The following is a 15,081-nucleotide window of genomic DNA, read 5'->3' as shown; positions in this document are numbered from 1 at the left end:
GCTCATCTATGAAAGCTAAAAATTAATATTTATTTACTGCCGAATCAAGCGGCTTGGCTGTGGCATTAAGCGGATATCACTGACGCGACAAGGGTTGATATCGATACCGCCTCGGCGTGTATACCAAGCGCGAACCATCAGCTCACTTGGCTCATAGTATTGACTTAAATCAGCAAATATTTGCTCCACACATTGCTCATGAAAACCATTATGCTGACGAAAACTTAAGATATAACGCAGCATTCCAGCATCATCGACTGTTTTATTACTGGTAATCGAAACCGCCAACGTTCCCCAATCTGGCTGATTGGTCACCGGACAATTACTGCGTAGTAAATTAGAATAGAAAATATAAGGCTCAGTGCCAGTATTCTCTAAAATAGAGCTACTGTTTAAATCTTTATCAATACTTAGCAATGACGCATCAGGATGCTCACACAGTGCGACTTTTTCGCTAGTATTAGCAAGCGCGTCATCAATACAAACACCCTCAGGTTGAGCCACCAATAACCCTTTTGTCTTATTATGCAGGTCGTCATTTAAGCCAAACAACTCAACTTGCACGTCTGCTTGTACACAGGCTGATAAATCTTTAGCAATCAGCGCTTGCACATCATTCCAACTAGCGAATTCAGTAAAGTTGATACTGTTTAGATAGAGCTTAAGTGACTTTGACTCAACGATAAATGGCGAGCTGGCTGGAATACCAAAGCGTGCTATCGCAACCTGCGAGATACCCTGTTGATTTAACCAAGACATCTCAAATGCCTGCCACCAATCGATGCCAACCATTAACTTATCGTCTTGCCAGCCAATGACATCGCGACCCATACTGCGAGCGATAGGATACAAGGTCTCTGGACTATACTCGGTTGGATAGTCAGTTGTTTGCTCACCCAAGATACCGTGAATACTCATAAGTTACTTACCTTTCATGCTTAAATATAATGAAATAAAAACCAGTCATTTTACAGCAATGGGCTATTTTATGGGAATCATTTGCCACTCTGATGAACTAGCATTTTTGACCAAGCTAAAACGTACTCGATAGCCTGTATCATCGGTTTCATTGATAAGATAATAAAAATCGATTAAAACACTATTCTTACTTCGCCATTCAATATCTACATTTTCAAAACTATGTCTCTGGTCTCGATTTTGATAAGAATCCAAATGCGCTTTTAATTCGCTGGGGTCACTCTCGTAAACAATCTGATAGTCGCCCTCCTTCTGCTTTTGCCAAATCGTAATATTTTCTTCATCTATATAACGCTCTACTGTAGTAATACGTTCTTTGTTGGGTGATACACTTAAATCGATACCATCAAATTCTTGACTAAATCCAGTTTTGAGATTAACAAGTACAGTACTTTCTATTTCGGGAAAACTTCTCAACAAGTACAGCAGTTGTCTCTTTTCGTCATAATCATATAGTGAAAAATAAGAGTGAGATTGGCCGTCAGGAGCAAACAGCTCATCACGAAAAACTAACGGTAAGCTTCGACTAGTTACTTGGATATATATCGTATCTTTTTCTCTCGAAACACGGTTGCCCAATCCCCACTTTTTGCTAAGCTTGTTATCATGTTTCTCTAAGCTTGTCTCAAGGCATTTCCTATAAAAGACCAGACTATCGTATTCACACTTATCATCAAAGTAATTTGAGTTTCTGGTTGGGTCTAGTACTTTCCAAACATAGTCATCCATCGTCGCTTTGGGCAGGTCTGCTTGTGCTGGCATTGACAGCATTAGCAGTATTGCACTCGTCATACAGATGCGAATTTCAGTGGCTACTGATAGAGTTATTTGCATATGAGAGCTAGACCTTTTTATTGTTTTTTAATCGTTGGTATTAACATCAGGTAAAACTCTCTGCCATTTACCCTCTTTATTATCAGCCGCATAAATATAGCGCACGCGAAATGCTACCGTGTCAGTGGGATTGACTCTGTAATAAAAATCAACGTTAACTTTATTATTGCTTGTCCAACTGATATCTCGCGCTTCGTACACCTCATGTTTTTTGTCATTATCATAATCTTGTTCATATAATTCATTACTAGCAAATATCGTTGCATAGCGTCCGTCATTGTCAGCTTTTTGACGCTCCCATATTATGATATCTCTGGTCACACCTTGCCTACCATTAAACCCTACCACTTGATTCATATCGCTAGAAAACTTAAGATTGGTCGCATACAGCTCTTGCCAGCGCCCTGTGTTTAAATCGACAATGACAGTCGCTTGAGTCTCATACATCGTACGTAGTAACTGCAACAGATGATGTGATTTATCATAATCCTGCAATTGATAATGAGCCCTATACTCTTCTTCAAACGGTTCAAGATAATCCTTAAATACCAATGGTTGCTTATGGTTGGGTGTATTAATATAAATGGTATCTTTTTCTCGAATAACGCGGTCACTCAAGCCCCACTTTCGGCTTTGTGCATTATCAGCTTGGGCTAACGATTTAAAGATACAGTTTTCATAATCTTTAAACGTTCGATATTCAGTATGATCGTATCGACAGCTGTCTTCATACCAGTCTATCGCTACAGGCGCAGGGACTTTTATCCATACCTCTTCATTTGTCGATGGCTCTAAAGCTGAAGGCGCTGCCTGTGCATCTAAGGCTGCTATTGTGGTCAATATAAATAGTCCTGCGACAGTCAACGCTGCTTTTATGTGATGAGAGATAGTAATCATTTATATATCACCTGCATGTAGTTGCCACTCATCCGTTGAGACATTTTTAATAAAGATATATCGTACTCTAAAAGCCGCTGAATCCGATTGATTCAACTTATAAAAAGAATCTGCATAAAACTTATCATCATTTACCCAAGTAAAGGTTTCGCTATCATAAACCTGCTGTGCTTTATCTGCTTGATAAAACTTTTTATGATTGTCGTAGTTTTTTGAATCGTCACTACTGCTATAGACTTGTTTATAGTAGCCTTCATAGTAACCGCTATCTTGTCGCTCCAAAATATTGACGTGTTCCGTCGCTCCCATTTCACTTTCAAAACCGACTATATATCTCATATCAGGAGAGATACTTAGCTTTCTGAGACTAAAATCTTGCCAAAACCCAGTAATCAAATTAACTACCGTCAAGCTCTCTCCTTCATAAAATCTTTGATGTATTGTCAGTAATTTCCGTGATTTATTGTAGTCTTGTAGCGAATAATAAGGATTGAAATCCTCCTCATAAGGGCTCGAGTAGTCAACAAATACTAGTGGATTTTTCCGATTAGCGACTTTGATATAAATGGCATTTCTCTCTCTAAAGACTTTATCGCTGATATTCCATTGCTTACTAAGCGCATTATCTGCATCTTCCCTCAAGTTATACAGACAGTTTTGTAGCGCATCATAAGTTTCATATTTGTAGTCATTATGGCAATCATACTTATACGTTGCAGGATCTACAGGCGTCTCCATGACGACCCAATCATAATCATCCATTGCCGCAAGTGGCGCTGCGATGGCAATGCTCGTGATTGTACTCAATAAAGTGGCTGTAAAAGCCTTACTCATACTTCTGACAAAAAAAATTTTCATAAAAAAAGCCCAACAATGTTGGACTCTTATAATAAGGTGACAAGCTACATTTTACAAACTAATCTACAAGCGCACACGTGAGCCATTACTGAGTAAACGATAAGCGATGGTATAGAATACCGCACAGAAGACAAAAATAGCCGCCATTGAATACCAGACATTCACATCAGAATAACCAAGAATACCGTAACGGAATGAGTTCACCATATAAACGATAGGATTTAATAGTGAGATATTTTGCCAAAATGGTGACAAGTTTTCCATCGAGTAAAACACACCACCTAGATAAGTCAATGGCGTAAGCACAAAACTTGGAATGATAGAAATATCATCAAATGAGCGAGCAAACACGGCGTTGATAAAGCCACCAAGTGAAAATAAGATAGACGTACCCAGTACCGTAAATACCGTCACAAATAAATGTTCAATGCCAAGGTCGGTAAAAAATAGTGCGACTATTGAGACGATGATACCAATGGCCAGTCCACGAAAGATACCACCACTGATATAACCCATTAAAATCGCATGTTTGGAAACTGGCGAAACCAACAGCTCCTCGATACTGGAGGTGAATTTGGCACTAAAGAAGCTCGAAACCACATTAGAGTAACTGTTGGTAATAATCGACATCATAATGAGACCAGGCACGATAAACTGCATATATGGTACGCCGCCCATTTCACCCACACGCGAGCCGATCATCTTACCGAAGATGACAAAATAGAGACTCATCGTAATCACTGGTGGCAGCAAGGTCTGTGGCCAAATACGCAGAATTCGGCGAACCTCTTTTAACAAAATGGTGCGAAAAGCAATCCACTTTTTATTCCATGACATGGTTTTATTAGGATCTATCATTTCTTGACTCACAATCCTGCCTCCTTCATGCTGTCTGCACTTTGGATATTTTTGTCTACTAAGCGCATAAATAGCTCTTCTAGTCGGTTGGCTTTATTACGCATACTGGCTACCGTGATACCTTGCTCAGATAACTGGTCAAAAACACCATTCAACGATTCGCCTTCAGTCAGTGTGACTTCAAGCGTCTGATCATCAGGCTGCGATGTGTCTGTCACTCCTGCCAAAACCAATTGACGCGTAAGCGGTGTCTCCAAATCAAAAACAAAAGTCTCAACCGATAGCTGCGCTAGCAAATCCTTCATCTCGGTATTAATACGAATCTCACCATGATCCAAAATCGCAATGCGTTTGCACAGCTGCTCCGCCTCTTCAAGATAATGAGTCGTCAGAATAATCGTGGTGTTTTCTTCGATATTAATCTGCTGCATAAACTCCCACATAGAGCGGCGTAACTCGATATCTACCCCAGCGGTTGGCTCATCCAAAATCAATAATTTTGGCTTATGAATCAGCGCCCTTGCAATCATCAACCGGCGCTTCATACCACCTGATAGCTCACGTGACTTGCTATTGCGCTTGTCCCACAGACCTAGCGCCATTAATAATCGTTTTGCCCGTGGGCGTGCTTCTTTGGCAGGAATACCAAAGTAACCGGCCTGTGTAATCAAAATATCTTCGACTTTTTCGAACATATTAAAATTAAACTCTTGTGGGACGATACCAAGATACTGTTTAGCGATAGACGGATTCTCTAGTAAGTCAGTACCAAAGATCTTTACGCTGCCAGTTGTTGGTTTAAAAAGCGAGCTAATAATACCAATCATGGTTGATTTACCAGCACCATTTGGCCCCAGCAACGCAAAAAAACCTCCTTGCGGGACGGTTAAACTGACATCTTTGAGTGCCGAAAACCCATTGCTATAGGTTTTGGATAAATTCTGGATAGCAAGTGCTGGTACCTCAGACATGAAAACCTCTTTATTGGTTATAAATTTATGTAAAATCGTTTTTAGAATATAAACAGACAGAAGAGACTGTGTAGTGTCATAAAGTGAGGCTAATGTTGGTGAATTTCAACTGTAATGCCTTAGAAGTACCGTATTGATAATACTCATCATTAAAAAAGCGCCTATCTCATTTAATGAAATAGGCGCTCCACTGATATATAGGGTAAAAGGCTTAGCCAGATATTCAATACTATTAGCTTGCTTCACCAACCATATAATCGACAGCGTTTTGAACTTCTTCATCAGGGATATCAGCGCCACCTTTAGCAGGCATGGCGTTAAAACCATTGATAGCATGAGTGTATAATGTTTCTTTACCCTTGGAGATACGTGGTCCCCATGCACCAGCGTCACCTAAGATTGGCGAGCCAAGTAGACCTGCAGCATGACAAGTCTGACATACGGCATTGTATACTGCTTTGCCATCACGAGGACCATCACCCGCTGCTGGGCCAGCGGCACGTGCCGTCACATCACAAACTTCATCGTCTTCAAAGCACACTTTAGCAACTGGCTGAATGCGAGCAATTAAGTTAGGATACAAAGCAATCAGCTTTTGCACTTGCGGCGTATCTTGCGGAATAGGCTCTTCATCAACCGCAGGTGCGGCAGCGGCAGTTTCTGCGGCAGATGCCTCGCTATCAGTCGTATCTGCAGCAGCTTGGGTATCATCACCCAATTGCTCAGGCGCATTTGCTACCACTTCCTGCGCTGCTGCTACATCAGAAACAGTTACAGGAGTGTCTACAACACTTTCAGCTTGGCTCACCGCGATACTAGCGATTCCTAGAATGGCAGCTGCCGATAACATAACTACTTTTCTCATTCGTCACGTTCTCTTATTACATATACAAAGGCTTATACGGCTCAGACATTCTGCTTGTCCTCCTTTGACAACCAAATAGTTATCAATAGCAAACAGCCATCCCGCGTACTAGCACACTTGTAATCGGTGATTATAAATATGAATTCTCCCTGTCATTATAAGGGAAAAGGCAGGTAGATTGCCATGCTTGTTTAATGACTATCCTGTTTTTTCTTAAAAAACATCAATCACTGTCTTCATTCATTGGCTTTATGGATTTTATTTGTTAGACTAAGCGGTCTTTATTTTTCGACATATTTACTGCTCATAACGCTCGTTTAGGCATGATGTTGATAATACCGTACGCCGTTGTTATTATGCGCTCGTAGCTCAGTTGGATAGAGTATCGGTCTCCGAAGCCGAGGGTCGTGGGTTCGATTCCCGCCGAGCGCACCAATCATTGTATCTACAATATTTGTGTCATCCTTCCTTAGCATTACCCTAAATCTTGAATATCTATCAACTCCGTGCTCAAAATATTTGCGGATTTCACTGTGCATACTCGCCTATTGATGAACAGTTCTCTTATATGATAGGCATTTTTCTTATAACACTCGCCTATTCTGCTTGCTGCAAATTAGCTGCTAGCTGGGCACGGTTAGGCACACGATGATAATTAATCACGGGCACGTTACCCAACAGGCGCTGACCTGAAGCAATTTTCTTATCCATCGTAATCATTGCAATTTTTTTATCTTGTTTACTGAGCAATAGATGATTGGTCTTGCGTGTGACTCGATAATCAGGAAAATACTGTTTAATCAGTACGGATGTTTTTTGCAAGTCGTCATTAATAGGTTTTTTCACGCTTTTAGACGATTTATTATGAATTGTCTCACCCACTTTTACGCCGCGCGACTTTGCCAACAACCATAAAGCGGCAATAACGGTAAACAATATGACAAGCCACCAAATTCCATCTATCATTAGAAGAGATATCCATTATTAGCAAGGGTTGGCTCATGTTAGCAGAATTATCACCAGCGTTAATAGCAGAAGTAGAACTTGCTGCTAAATTATTGACATCCAAACAGCATATTTGCATCTTAACGGGTGCAGGGATTTCAGCAGAAAGTGGCATTCCAACTTTCCGAGATAAGCAAACAGGCTTGTGGGAAAACTATGGTGTGGAAGACTTGGCGACACCTGAGGCTTTCACTCGTGATCCAAAACTGGTGTGGTCATGGTATCAATGGCGCAGGCAATTGGTCGCAGATAAAAAACCGAACCCTGCACATGTTGCCTTAGCGCAGTGGCAATACCATACTCAGTCGTCCAATCAATCATTAACACTTATCACTCAAAATGTTGATGATTTACATGAGCAAGCTGGCAGTACGGTAACTCATTTGCATGGCAATCTGTGGCATAACCGCTGTAGTCAATGCGAGACAGTCTGCCAAAGTCAATCGAGGGGTTCGTATCATAGCGAGGATACAATCAATTTTGATGACACACTGATGACCTGTCGCCATTGCGATGGCTATATCAGACCAGATATCGTTTGGTTTGGCGAAGCATTACCAGTACAAGCATGGCAAACGGCAGAAGATGCGGCGGCGAACTGCGAGGTATTTATCAGTATTGGCACCTCCAGTCTCGTCTATCCTGCCGCTGGACTCGCACAGTTAGCGAAGCAAAATGGTGCCAAAATTATTGAGATAAATCCCAATCCAACGCCGAATACTATTGTGGATATCACCTTAGCAGAAAAAGCTGGTGTGATTATGCCGTTATTAATCCAGAAAATCACTGCGCTCTAGTCGCCTGAACCTAAGTCACTTGCACCTAAGTCGCTTAAACCTAAGTCAGTTGAACCTAAAAAGCATACCGTGTAAAAAAGAAAAGGCTTAACGATTGATATCAACCGTTAAGCCTCGGATCTAAAACCTAATCATAATTGGTTTATTTTAGTGCCAGATCAACTTTCGCCAAATATGCTGCTTTTAATTCATCACTAATAAATGAGGCATTAAAGGAGTTCTTTACCAAAGTAACAACATCGTCTTCTGTTAGCGGTAAATTTTCGCATATATTTATAAAGTTCTGATTCATATAACCTTTGAAATAGGCTGGGTCGTCTGAGTTTATGGTGATATTTAGACCATAATCTAGCAGCTCTTTGATATTGTGTTCTTTGTAATTATCAAAGACTTTCAGCTCAATATTTGAGTTCGGGCAAACGGTCAGCGGCATTTGCTCATCTTTAAGTCTTTGCATCAACTCTGGGCTTTTTATCGATTGCACACCATGATCGATTCTATTGATATTTAATAAGTCCAGCGCTTCGTAAATGTACGAAAAATCTGCTTCTTCACCAGCATGGGCGACCAGCTTAAAACCTGCTTCTTTAGCTTTTTTGAAGACATCTTTGAATTTCGATGGTGGATTGCCCAGCTCTGACGAATCAAGACCGACACCGATGATGTCATCTTTGAATACCAGTGCTTGCTCTAAGGTCTCAAACGCTTCTTCTTGTGATAAATGCCTTAGGAAACACATGATAATACAAGAGGTGATACCATATTTTTCTTTGGCATCTGCAAGCGCTTCTTTGATGCCCGTTATCACCACTTCAAAAGGTATGCCTCGTTCAGTATGCGTCTGCGGGTCAAAAAATATCTCTGTGTGAATGACGTTATCTTCAACACACTTAAGTATATATTCCCACGTTAAATCATAAAAATCGTCTTTAGTGATCAGGACATTTGCGCCTGCATAGTAGATATCTAAAAAGGTTTGCAAGTTGGTGAAGTTGTAGGCGTTGCGCACATCTTCTATATTTTTATAAGGAATCTCTATCTGGTTCTTTTTGGCCAATCTAAACATCAGCTCAGGTTCTAGTGAGCCTTCAATATGTAAATGCAGCTCAGCTTTTGGTAATTTCTTTATTAAATCAATCATAGGATTCCAGTGACGGCTTTTTGTAGTAGAGTGCTTTTGAGAAGTGCCTTTATAAATGCAAAGCCTGTATAGACGCTTGAGCAATATATCAGTCACCCTCGATTTCTAGAGGCGCTATTATATTGTAATTGAGGTCGAAACCCTATAAAAGAACACGATGCTAGCAAAATAACAACCCATCAGATTCCCTCATCTACGTTACTTCAAAAACACCACAGTATCAGACAACTCGTTACCCGCTGGATCCTGCTCCAAATGATAATACTGACGCAGCACTTGCCCAACTTCATCTAACAATTCAGCAAGGCTTTCTTCGGTTTTTTGATTGGCAATACCTGACACAGCCTTATCACACATCGCCCGCCAAACGGTGGGGCTGACATGAGCACTGATACCACGATCAGCTACGATCTCTAACTGGTGCTCGCAAATATTGACATACACCAAGACGCCCGTATTCTCCTCAGTATCCCAAACTCGATACTCACTAAACAGCTCAATCGCACGTTCGCGACAGCCAATATAATACGCCTCTTGAATCGGCAGATGGTTTTCTACAATCAAAAACACCTCACCCCGATGCCCTCGCTCTGCACGGGTCACCTCGTCTGTTAAACGTGCTTTGGCTGCTGCTGTTAACCATTTACTATGCAATATAGGAATAAATAAGACTTGACGCCACCAGCGGGCAAAACTGGGATTTGACGCGTTGTTTTCTGACATTTTACTATTTCCTCAAATACGTCATTGCTGACGGTCGTTTAGTATCTGTTTTTACTTAAGCATCTACCAAGCGTCTACCACGAGCCACCAGCACCGCCGCCGCCAAAACCGCCGCCTCCACCACCGAAGCCGCCGCCGCCGAAGCCGCCACCTCCAGAGCCACCGCCACCGCCCATACCAGGTAGGAATATCATGCCGCCGCCTCTACGACCGCCGCCAGACCCACCTTTACCACCACCGCCGCCACGTGAAATCAAAAATAGCCATAAGAATATAGCCATGATAACGGTCATAAAAAAACCACCGCCTAAGGCTAACGATCCCGCAAAAAACCCACCAGCAGTAATAATAGAACCAAATACACGACCAAAAATACTGGTAATAAAGCTTCCAAATATCATTGCCATAATGAATAAAAATATGGGCGATGGTAGCTCGTCTGAACCTTGTTGTGCACTACGCTCGGCTGCTTGCGCATCAGCACGAGCCAATACCTCAGGATCAGCAGTCAGCCGCGTTTTGAGTGCGTCAACGCCAGCTATTATCCCAGCGCCATAGTTATTTTGCTTAGATAACGGCGTGATATCTTCACGAATAATACGATTGACGGCAGCATCTGGTAAGACACCCTCTAGTCCATAACCCGTCAAAATGTACATATCACGGTCATTGACGGCGACTACCATGAGTAAGCCATCATCGACGTCTTTATTGCCCAGCTGCCACTTCTCAGCTACTTGTAGAGCATAGTCAAATATAGGGACGCCATTGGTTGTAGGCACGATAACCACCGCCGCTTGGGCAAGACCTTGCTGATAAATATTTCTAAGCTGCGCCTCTAGACGCTGTTTTTCTTGCGGATTTAGAATATTAGCCTGATCAACGACAGGATTATTTAATATGAGCTTAGCGGCATCGACACTGGGTGCATTTGACTGTATAGGAGAAGGATTTTCGGCTGTTGACCCAACTGTTGCCTCATTATTAGCCACATTAGGGTTAATCGCCTCATTATCTAAAATGGCATCATTGATTGCATCATTACCCAATACAGCGTCATTGATCGCTTCATTAGACTCGCCCGCTTTGGCAATCGCTACCAAATCCTCAACACTACGACTTTGCATGTCTGAGGTGCTATCAATGGCTTCATTAGGCGCAGCATACAACACAGACGCACTACTGACGCTGAGTGTGAACAGTAATACTGATAGGATTGCTTTTAAATTGTTCATCTAATCTATACCACCTCAAGTGACATCTGTACTGAGTGAATCTACGTGATACCATTCACAAAAACTAGCATAGCAAAGAAACCAAATTTGACACAGCTAATCGTACTTTTTGGATTTGGTATTCATTTAATAGGCATTCATATCCATCAATACCTTTAAAAATGTGGCTAAGCAAACTAGTGGCTAACTGAGCTAAACGATAAAAATGTAAACAAACAGAGCGGCAAATCCCGCTCTGTTTTCATCTCTATTTAATCACCACTACTCAGCTGTCGCTGACTTGTCATCACCGAAGTCAACACTTGGTGCGGTTGAAATAGCGTCTTCATTCGCCACGCTAAAGTTTGGCTTGGCATTCATACCAAATACTTTTGCTGTAATGTTGGTTGGGAATTGGCGCACCGTCGTATTATAGCTTTGCACTTCTTGAATATAACGGTTACGAGCGACGGCAATACGGTTTTCAGTGCCTTCGAGCTGGGCTTGTAAGTCTTGGAACAAAGCATCTGACTTTAACTCAGGATAACGTTCAGAGACAGCCATCAAACGTGATAATGCACCTGTCATCTGTTCCTGTGCAGCTGCATAACGCTCCATCGCTTCTGGATCATTCAGTACTTCTGGCGTCACAGTAATGCTACCAGCACGAGAGCGTGCCTCAGCTACTTGAGTAAACACTTCTTGTTCTTGCTCAGCATACTGCTGCACGACTTTGACTAAGTTTGGCACCAAATCAGCGCGGCGTTGATATTGGTTCACCACTTCTGACCACGACGCGGTAACTTGCTCATCTTGAGCCTGCAGGTTGTTGTAGCCACAACCGCTTAGACCAACGGTAGACGTCGCTAACACGGCTGCGAGCAATATGGGTTTTACAATTGATTGACGCGTCATCATTGTTTCTCCTAATAATGGTAAATAACAAATAGCCAGTAACACTTTTTTAATAATTTTTTAAAGCTTGTATTTTGAAGCTGATAAATGAGTTCATGCAAATGTATGTCTATTTATATTGAAGCCGTATATTTTTTATAATAAAGGCACATCACTTGTATTAAAGCCACACTAAACATAAAAACAGCAGTTAGTGAGTACGATAGCAATCGTGTACCGCCCTATGCTCTCGTCTTATCAACGAAACGAACCTACAGGATAAGATATCTTACACAATGATGGCGCTATCTCGGTATTTTTACAATTAGCCGTTACCAAAACACAACCGCAAAACCACACTGCTATCCCATGACTATTGCTCGTTTTTATTACCTGTCATTGATAACATCTACCTCACAAATATCATCGAACCACTGGCATTATCTTTACTCCATACCTTGTCCAGTATAGAGGAGTGACAGATAAGCGCTGAATGACCGCTCTGTTTTTGTGTAGTCGATGTGGCTTTATCTATTGATTCGACATCTAACAACGGTCAAAACATGCGATATTTTATCGTTATTTGTAGTCATATCTTCCTGACTCAATATGAATATATATGCTTCTGTACAAAGAAAATTCTAGTAATTACGACAAAAATATGGCAAATTGCAGTTACGTAGCCGTACGGTTTGAATACATTTGGTAGTGGACTTATGGCTTGATTAGTATTAGCGAGTTGTTGATTTCTATGTAAAATATTACTCAATTATTAGAGATTCGCTTAATCGTTTCAATCAGCCACACCAACCCTGTAGTCAATCGATACTGCTCACAAAAAGTTGAATGCTATCGGCATGATAAGTATTTAATATTATAACCGCCTGTTTTATCCACCGGTCTACTGAACATTCATCTCAGATATTAAGTGAAGTGATAAGATAAATGTCGCAGTAATTGAGACAGCTTACGCCTTGCAACTATGCTGATACGCATATCGTCGGTAATAAGCATAAGCAAACTGTCAATATTACTGATAAACCAAGCGGATAACTACAGACAACTACAGTCCATTCTTAGTGGCTAAGCGCGTATGAGACTTAACGGATATACATGAGTCAATGTAGATAATTTAACTGCTTAACTTAAATAAGTAAGTTAACCAGTTAGCTTACTCCTAGCATACAGAGCCACTTTGAGACAGTACTAGGAATATACATATGGAAGGTTTAGTTAACTTAGTAAACGGAATTATCTGGAGCCCCGCACTGATCTATCTGTGCTTGGGCGCGGGCCTATTTTATTCCATTATGACGCGCTTCGTACAAGTGCGTCTGTTCGGTGAAATGATCAAGTTACTCTTTACTGGTAAATCTAGTGATCAAGGTATTTCATCATTTCAGGCACTTGCCGTATCACTCGCAGGACGCGTGGGTATGGGTAATATCGCTGGGGTAGCTGCGGCTATCGGCTTCGGTGGCCCAGGTGCCGTATTTTGGATGTGGGTCGTGGCCTTCTTAGGCGCATCTACTGCTTATGTTGAGTCTACGCTCGCACAGATTTATAAAGAAAAAGATGTCATCACTGGCGAATATCGCGGTGGCCCAGCTTACTATTTTGAACGCGCACTTGGCCAAAAATGGTATGGCATCCTCTTTGCAATCTCATCTATCCTCGCTTGTGGTATATTTTTACCAGGTGTACAGGCAAACGGCGTTATCAATGCTTTCGCACAGGTAATGGGCGAAGGGTCTGTTATGAGCATTGGCGCCTTAGAAGTTGGCTCAATGCGTCTAGTAGCCTTAGCCATTATCCTTGTGGTATTAGGTATTATCATTTTTGGTGGTATCAAGCGTATCGCAACGTTTACCGAGTATGCCGTTCCTTTTATGGCACTGGGCTATATCGTTCTTGCACTGATCATCATGTTTACTAACTTTGATATGATTCCACAAGTATTCGGTCTAATCGTTAGCGATGCATTTACTGCTCAAGCAGGTTTTGGTGCAGCGATTGGTTGGGGCGTAAAACGTGGTATTTACTCAAATGAAGCAGGTCAAGGTACAGGTCCTCATGCTGCTGCTGCTGCTGAAGTTGAGCATCCATCACAGCAGGGTTTGGTTCAGGCATTCTCAGTATATGTCGATACCCTATTAGTATGTTCTGCTACTGCCTTCATGATCCTAACCATGGGTACTTACAACATTCAAGGGACATTACCAGACGGTCAGTTCATCGTACAGAATGTCGCTGCTACCACTGAAATCAACGCCCCTGCATTCACGCAAATGGCGATGGAATCTGTTTATGGTGGTTTTGGTAACACCTTTATCGCTATTGCTGTCTTCTTCTTTGCCTTTACCACTATCTTGGCTTACTACTACATCGCTGAAGTGAACGTTGCTTATCTAACGCGCTTTGTCGGTCGCAGTGCCAACAAGACTGGTCTATTCTTAGTCAAAATCTTAATCATGGTGATGGTTGCTTACGGCGGCCTAAACTCAGCTGGCTACATTTGGGCTATTGGTGATATTGGTGTTGGGCTTATGGCTTGGTTGAACATCGTTGGTATCTTGGTCATCTTCATTGTGGCTCGTCCAACGCTTACTATGCTAAAAGACTATGAAGCACAGCGTAAAGCAGGTGTTGAGCGCTACAGTTTTGATCCTGCAAAATTCGGCATCAAAAACGCCCCTTATTGGGAAGAGCGTCATCTAAAAGAGCAACAAAGAATGGCAGCGGATCCACTACGTAAAGAGCATAAGTAATATTCTATAACGTAGCTATCATTCTTTAACATAATTGTTATTCAAACCTCCAAAGCAAAAGCCCGAAACAATCGTTTCGGGCTTTTTGTTTCAAACCTTTGCATTCATAAACCTTCAATAGATATCTTACATAAGTCATCATTACTCTTTAAACTTGCATTAGTGTGAACCAATGAAAGGCTCATTTATCTTACTCTCCACTACATTGAACCGTTTTCATGCGACTAACTTATATCAATGCTATGGTAAAAATTAGGTATCCCCCAAACGCAAAAAAG

14 protein-coding genes and 1 tRNA gene are annotated in these 15,081 nt (G+C 41.6%); 3 read left to right on the top strand and 12 right to left on the bottom strand.

Annotated elements, in window-relative coordinates:
* Positions 1-33 precede the first annotated feature (33 nt).
* From queF to JFC08_RS08190, 7 genes are all read right to left on the bottom strand, one after another.
* The gene (gene queF, locus JFC08_RS08220; protein ID WP_198330368.1) at positions 34-918 is read right to left on the bottom strand and encodes an NADPH-dependent 7-cyano-7-deazaguanine reductase QueF; all 885 of its coding nucleotides are present in this window, start codon (positions 916-918) and stop codon (positions 34-36) included.
* A 63-nt stretch (positions 919-981) separates the two neighbouring features.
* A complete protein-coding gene (locus JFC08_RS08215) occupies positions 982-1,812 on the bottom strand; it encodes a hypothetical protein (RefSeq protein WP_198330367.1) in 831 nt (276 codons plus the stop codon).
* A 27-nt stretch (positions 1,813-1,839) separates the two neighbouring features.
* Positions 1,840-2,709 carry a hypothetical protein gene (locus tag JFC08_RS08210; RefSeq protein ID WP_198330366.1) on the bottom strand — a complete coding sequence of 290 codons (870 nt, stop codon included), beginning with the start codon at positions 2,707-2,709 and terminating at the stop codon, positions 1,840-1,842.
* A complete protein-coding gene (locus JFC08_RS08205) occupies positions 2,710-3,567 on the bottom strand; it encodes a hypothetical protein (protein ID WP_198330365.1) in 858 nt (285 codons plus the stop codon).
* A gap of 63 nt (positions 3,568-3,630) precedes the next feature.
* On the bottom strand, positions 3,631-4,404 hold the full coding sequence (locus JFC08_RS08200; RefSeq protein WP_045446727.1) for an ABC transporter permease: 774 nt from the start codon (positions 4,402-4,404) through the stop codon (positions 3,631-3,633).
* Positions 4,405-4,433: 29 nt separating this feature from the next.
* Positions 4,434-5,396 carry an ABC transporter ATP-binding protein gene (locus JFC08_RS08195; protein ID WP_060490505.1) on the bottom strand — a complete coding sequence of 321 codons (963 nt, stop codon included), beginning with the start codon at positions 5,394-5,396 and terminating at the stop codon, positions 4,434-4,436.
* A 232-nt stretch (positions 5,397-5,628) separates the two neighbouring features.
* Positions 5,629-6,246 carry a c-type cytochrome gene (locus tag JFC08_RS08190; RefSeq protein ID WP_476705444.1) on the bottom strand — a complete coding sequence of 206 codons (618 nt, stop codon included), beginning with the start codon at positions 6,244-6,246 and terminating at the stop codon, positions 5,629-5,631.
* Positions 6,247-6,619: 373 nt separating this feature from the next.
* On the opposite strand from JFC08_RS08190, the gene JFC08_RS08185 reads away from it, so the two are divergent.
* Positions 6,620-6,696, top strand: a tRNA-Arg gene (locus JFC08_RS08185).
* Between the two features lie 162 nt (positions 6,697-6,858).
* Here the strand turns inward: JFC08_RS08185 and JFC08_RS08180 are convergent.
* On the bottom strand, positions 6,859-7,227 hold the full coding sequence (locus JFC08_RS08180) for a hypothetical protein (RefSeq protein ID WP_198330364.1): 369 nt from the start codon (positions 7,225-7,227) through the stop codon (positions 6,859-6,861).
* 35 nt (positions 7,228-7,262) lie between these two features.
* Between JFC08_RS08180 and JFC08_RS08175 the strand changes: the two genes are divergently transcribed.
* Positions 7,263-8,063 (top strand): NAD-dependent deacylase, encoded by an 801-nt coding sequence (locus JFC08_RS08175; protein WP_198330363.1) that lies wholly within the window; start codon positions 7,263-7,265, stop codon positions 8,061-8,063.
* Positions 8,064-8,205: 142 nt separating this feature from the next.
* On the opposite strand, the gene JFC08_RS08170 is transcribed toward JFC08_RS08175, so the two are convergent.
* The 4 genes from JFC08_RS08170 to JFC08_RS08155 form a co-directional block, all read right to left on the bottom strand.
* Complete coding sequence (locus JFC08_RS08170) at positions 8,206-9,204, bottom strand: adenosine deaminase (RefSeq protein WP_198330362.1); 999 nt, start codon at positions 9,202-9,204, stop codon at positions 8,206-8,208.
* Positions 9,205-9,402: 198 nt separating this feature from the next.
* Positions 9,403-9,927, bottom strand: a complete 525-nt coding sequence (locus tag JFC08_RS08165) for a TPM domain-containing protein (protein WP_045456157.1) — start codon at positions 9,925-9,927, stop codon at positions 9,403-9,405.
* A gap of 74 nt (positions 9,928-10,001) precedes the next feature.
* Positions 10,002-11,162, bottom strand: coding sequence for a TPM domain-containing protein (locus JFC08_RS08160; protein ID WP_198330361.1), 1,161 nt, complete (start codon positions 11,160-11,162; stop codon positions 10,002-10,004).
* A 261-nt stretch (positions 11,163-11,423) separates the two neighbouring features.
* Positions 11,424-12,056 (bottom strand): LemA family protein, encoded by a 633-nt coding sequence (locus JFC08_RS08155; RefSeq protein WP_045456163.1) that lies wholly within the window; start codon positions 12,054-12,056, stop codon positions 11,424-11,426.
* A 1,199-nt stretch (positions 12,057-13,255) separates the two neighbouring features.
* On the opposite strand from JFC08_RS08155, the gene JFC08_RS08150 reads away from it, so the two are divergent.
* Positions 13,256-14,803, top strand: coding sequence for an alanine/glycine:cation symporter family protein (locus tag JFC08_RS08150; RefSeq protein ID WP_055125213.1), 1,548 nt, complete (start codon positions 13,256-13,258; stop codon positions 14,801-14,803).
* Positions 14,804-15,081: the final 278 nt, after the last annotated feature.

It is taken from the genome of Psychrobacter cibarius (assembly GCF_016107535.1).
Classification (GTDB): domain Bacteria; phylum Pseudomonadota; class Gammaproteobacteria; order Pseudomonadales; family Moraxellaceae; genus Psychrobacter; species Psychrobacter cibarius.
This window is presented reverse-complemented; position numbering and strand designations above follow the sequence as displayed.

Excerpts from the sequence above, each read along its gene's own strand:
- JFC08_RS08200 (WP_045446727.1), bottom strand. The coding sequence starts at position 4,404 with ATGTCATGGAATAAAAAGTGGATTGCTTTTCGCACCATTTTGTTAAAA.
- JFC08_RS08160 (WP_198330361.1), bottom strand. The coding sequence starts at position 11,162 with ATGAACAATTTAAAAGCAATCCTATCAGTATTACTGTTCACACTCAGC.
- JFC08_RS08155 (WP_045456163.1), bottom strand. The coding sequence starts at position 12,056 with ATGACGCGTCAATCAATTGTAAAACCCATATTGCTCGCAGCCGTGTTA.
- JFC08_RS08195 (WP_060490505.1), bottom strand. The coding sequence starts at position 5,396 with ATGTCTGAGGTACCAGCACTTGCTATCCAGAATTTATCCAAAACCTAT.
- JFC08_RS08165 (WP_045456157.1), bottom strand. The coding sequence starts at position 9,927 with ATGTCAGAAAACAACGCGTCAAATCCCAGTTTTGCCCGCTGGTGGCGT.
- JFC08_RS08205 (WP_198330365.1), bottom strand. The coding sequence starts at position 3,567 with ATGAAAATTTTTTTTGTCAGAAGTATGAGTAAGGCTTTTACAGCCACT.
- JFC08_RS08175 (WP_198330363.1), top strand. The coding sequence starts at position 7,263 with ATGTTAGCAGAATTATCACCAGCGTTAATAGCAGAAGTAGAACTTGCT.
- JFC08_RS08190 (WP_476705444.1), bottom strand. The coding sequence starts at position 6,246 with ATGTTATCGGCAGCTGCCATTCTAGGAATCGCTAGTATCGCGGTGAGC.
- JFC08_RS08170 (WP_198330362.1), bottom strand. The coding sequence starts at position 9,204 with ATGATTGATTTAATAAAGAAATTACCAAAAGCTGAGCTGCATTTACAT.
- JFC08_RS08150 (WP_055125213.1), top strand. The coding sequence starts at position 13,256 with ATGGAAGGTTTAGTTAACTTAGTAAACGGAATTATCTGGAGCCCCGCA.
- JFC08_RS08180 (WP_198330364.1), bottom strand. The coding sequence starts at position 7,227 with ATGATAGATGGAATTTGGTGGCTTGTCATATTGTTTACCGTTATTGCC.
- JFC08_RS08210 (WP_198330366.1), bottom strand. The coding sequence starts at position 2,709 with ATGATTACTATCTCTCATCACATAAAAGCAGCGTTGACTGTCGCAGGA.
- JFC08_RS08215 (WP_198330367.1), bottom strand. The coding sequence starts at position 1,812 with ATGCAAATAACTCTATCAGTAGCCACTGAAATTCGCATCTGTATGACG.
- queF (WP_198330368.1), bottom strand. The coding sequence starts at position 918 with ATGAGTATTCACGGTATCTTGGGTGAGCAAACAACTGACTATCCAACC.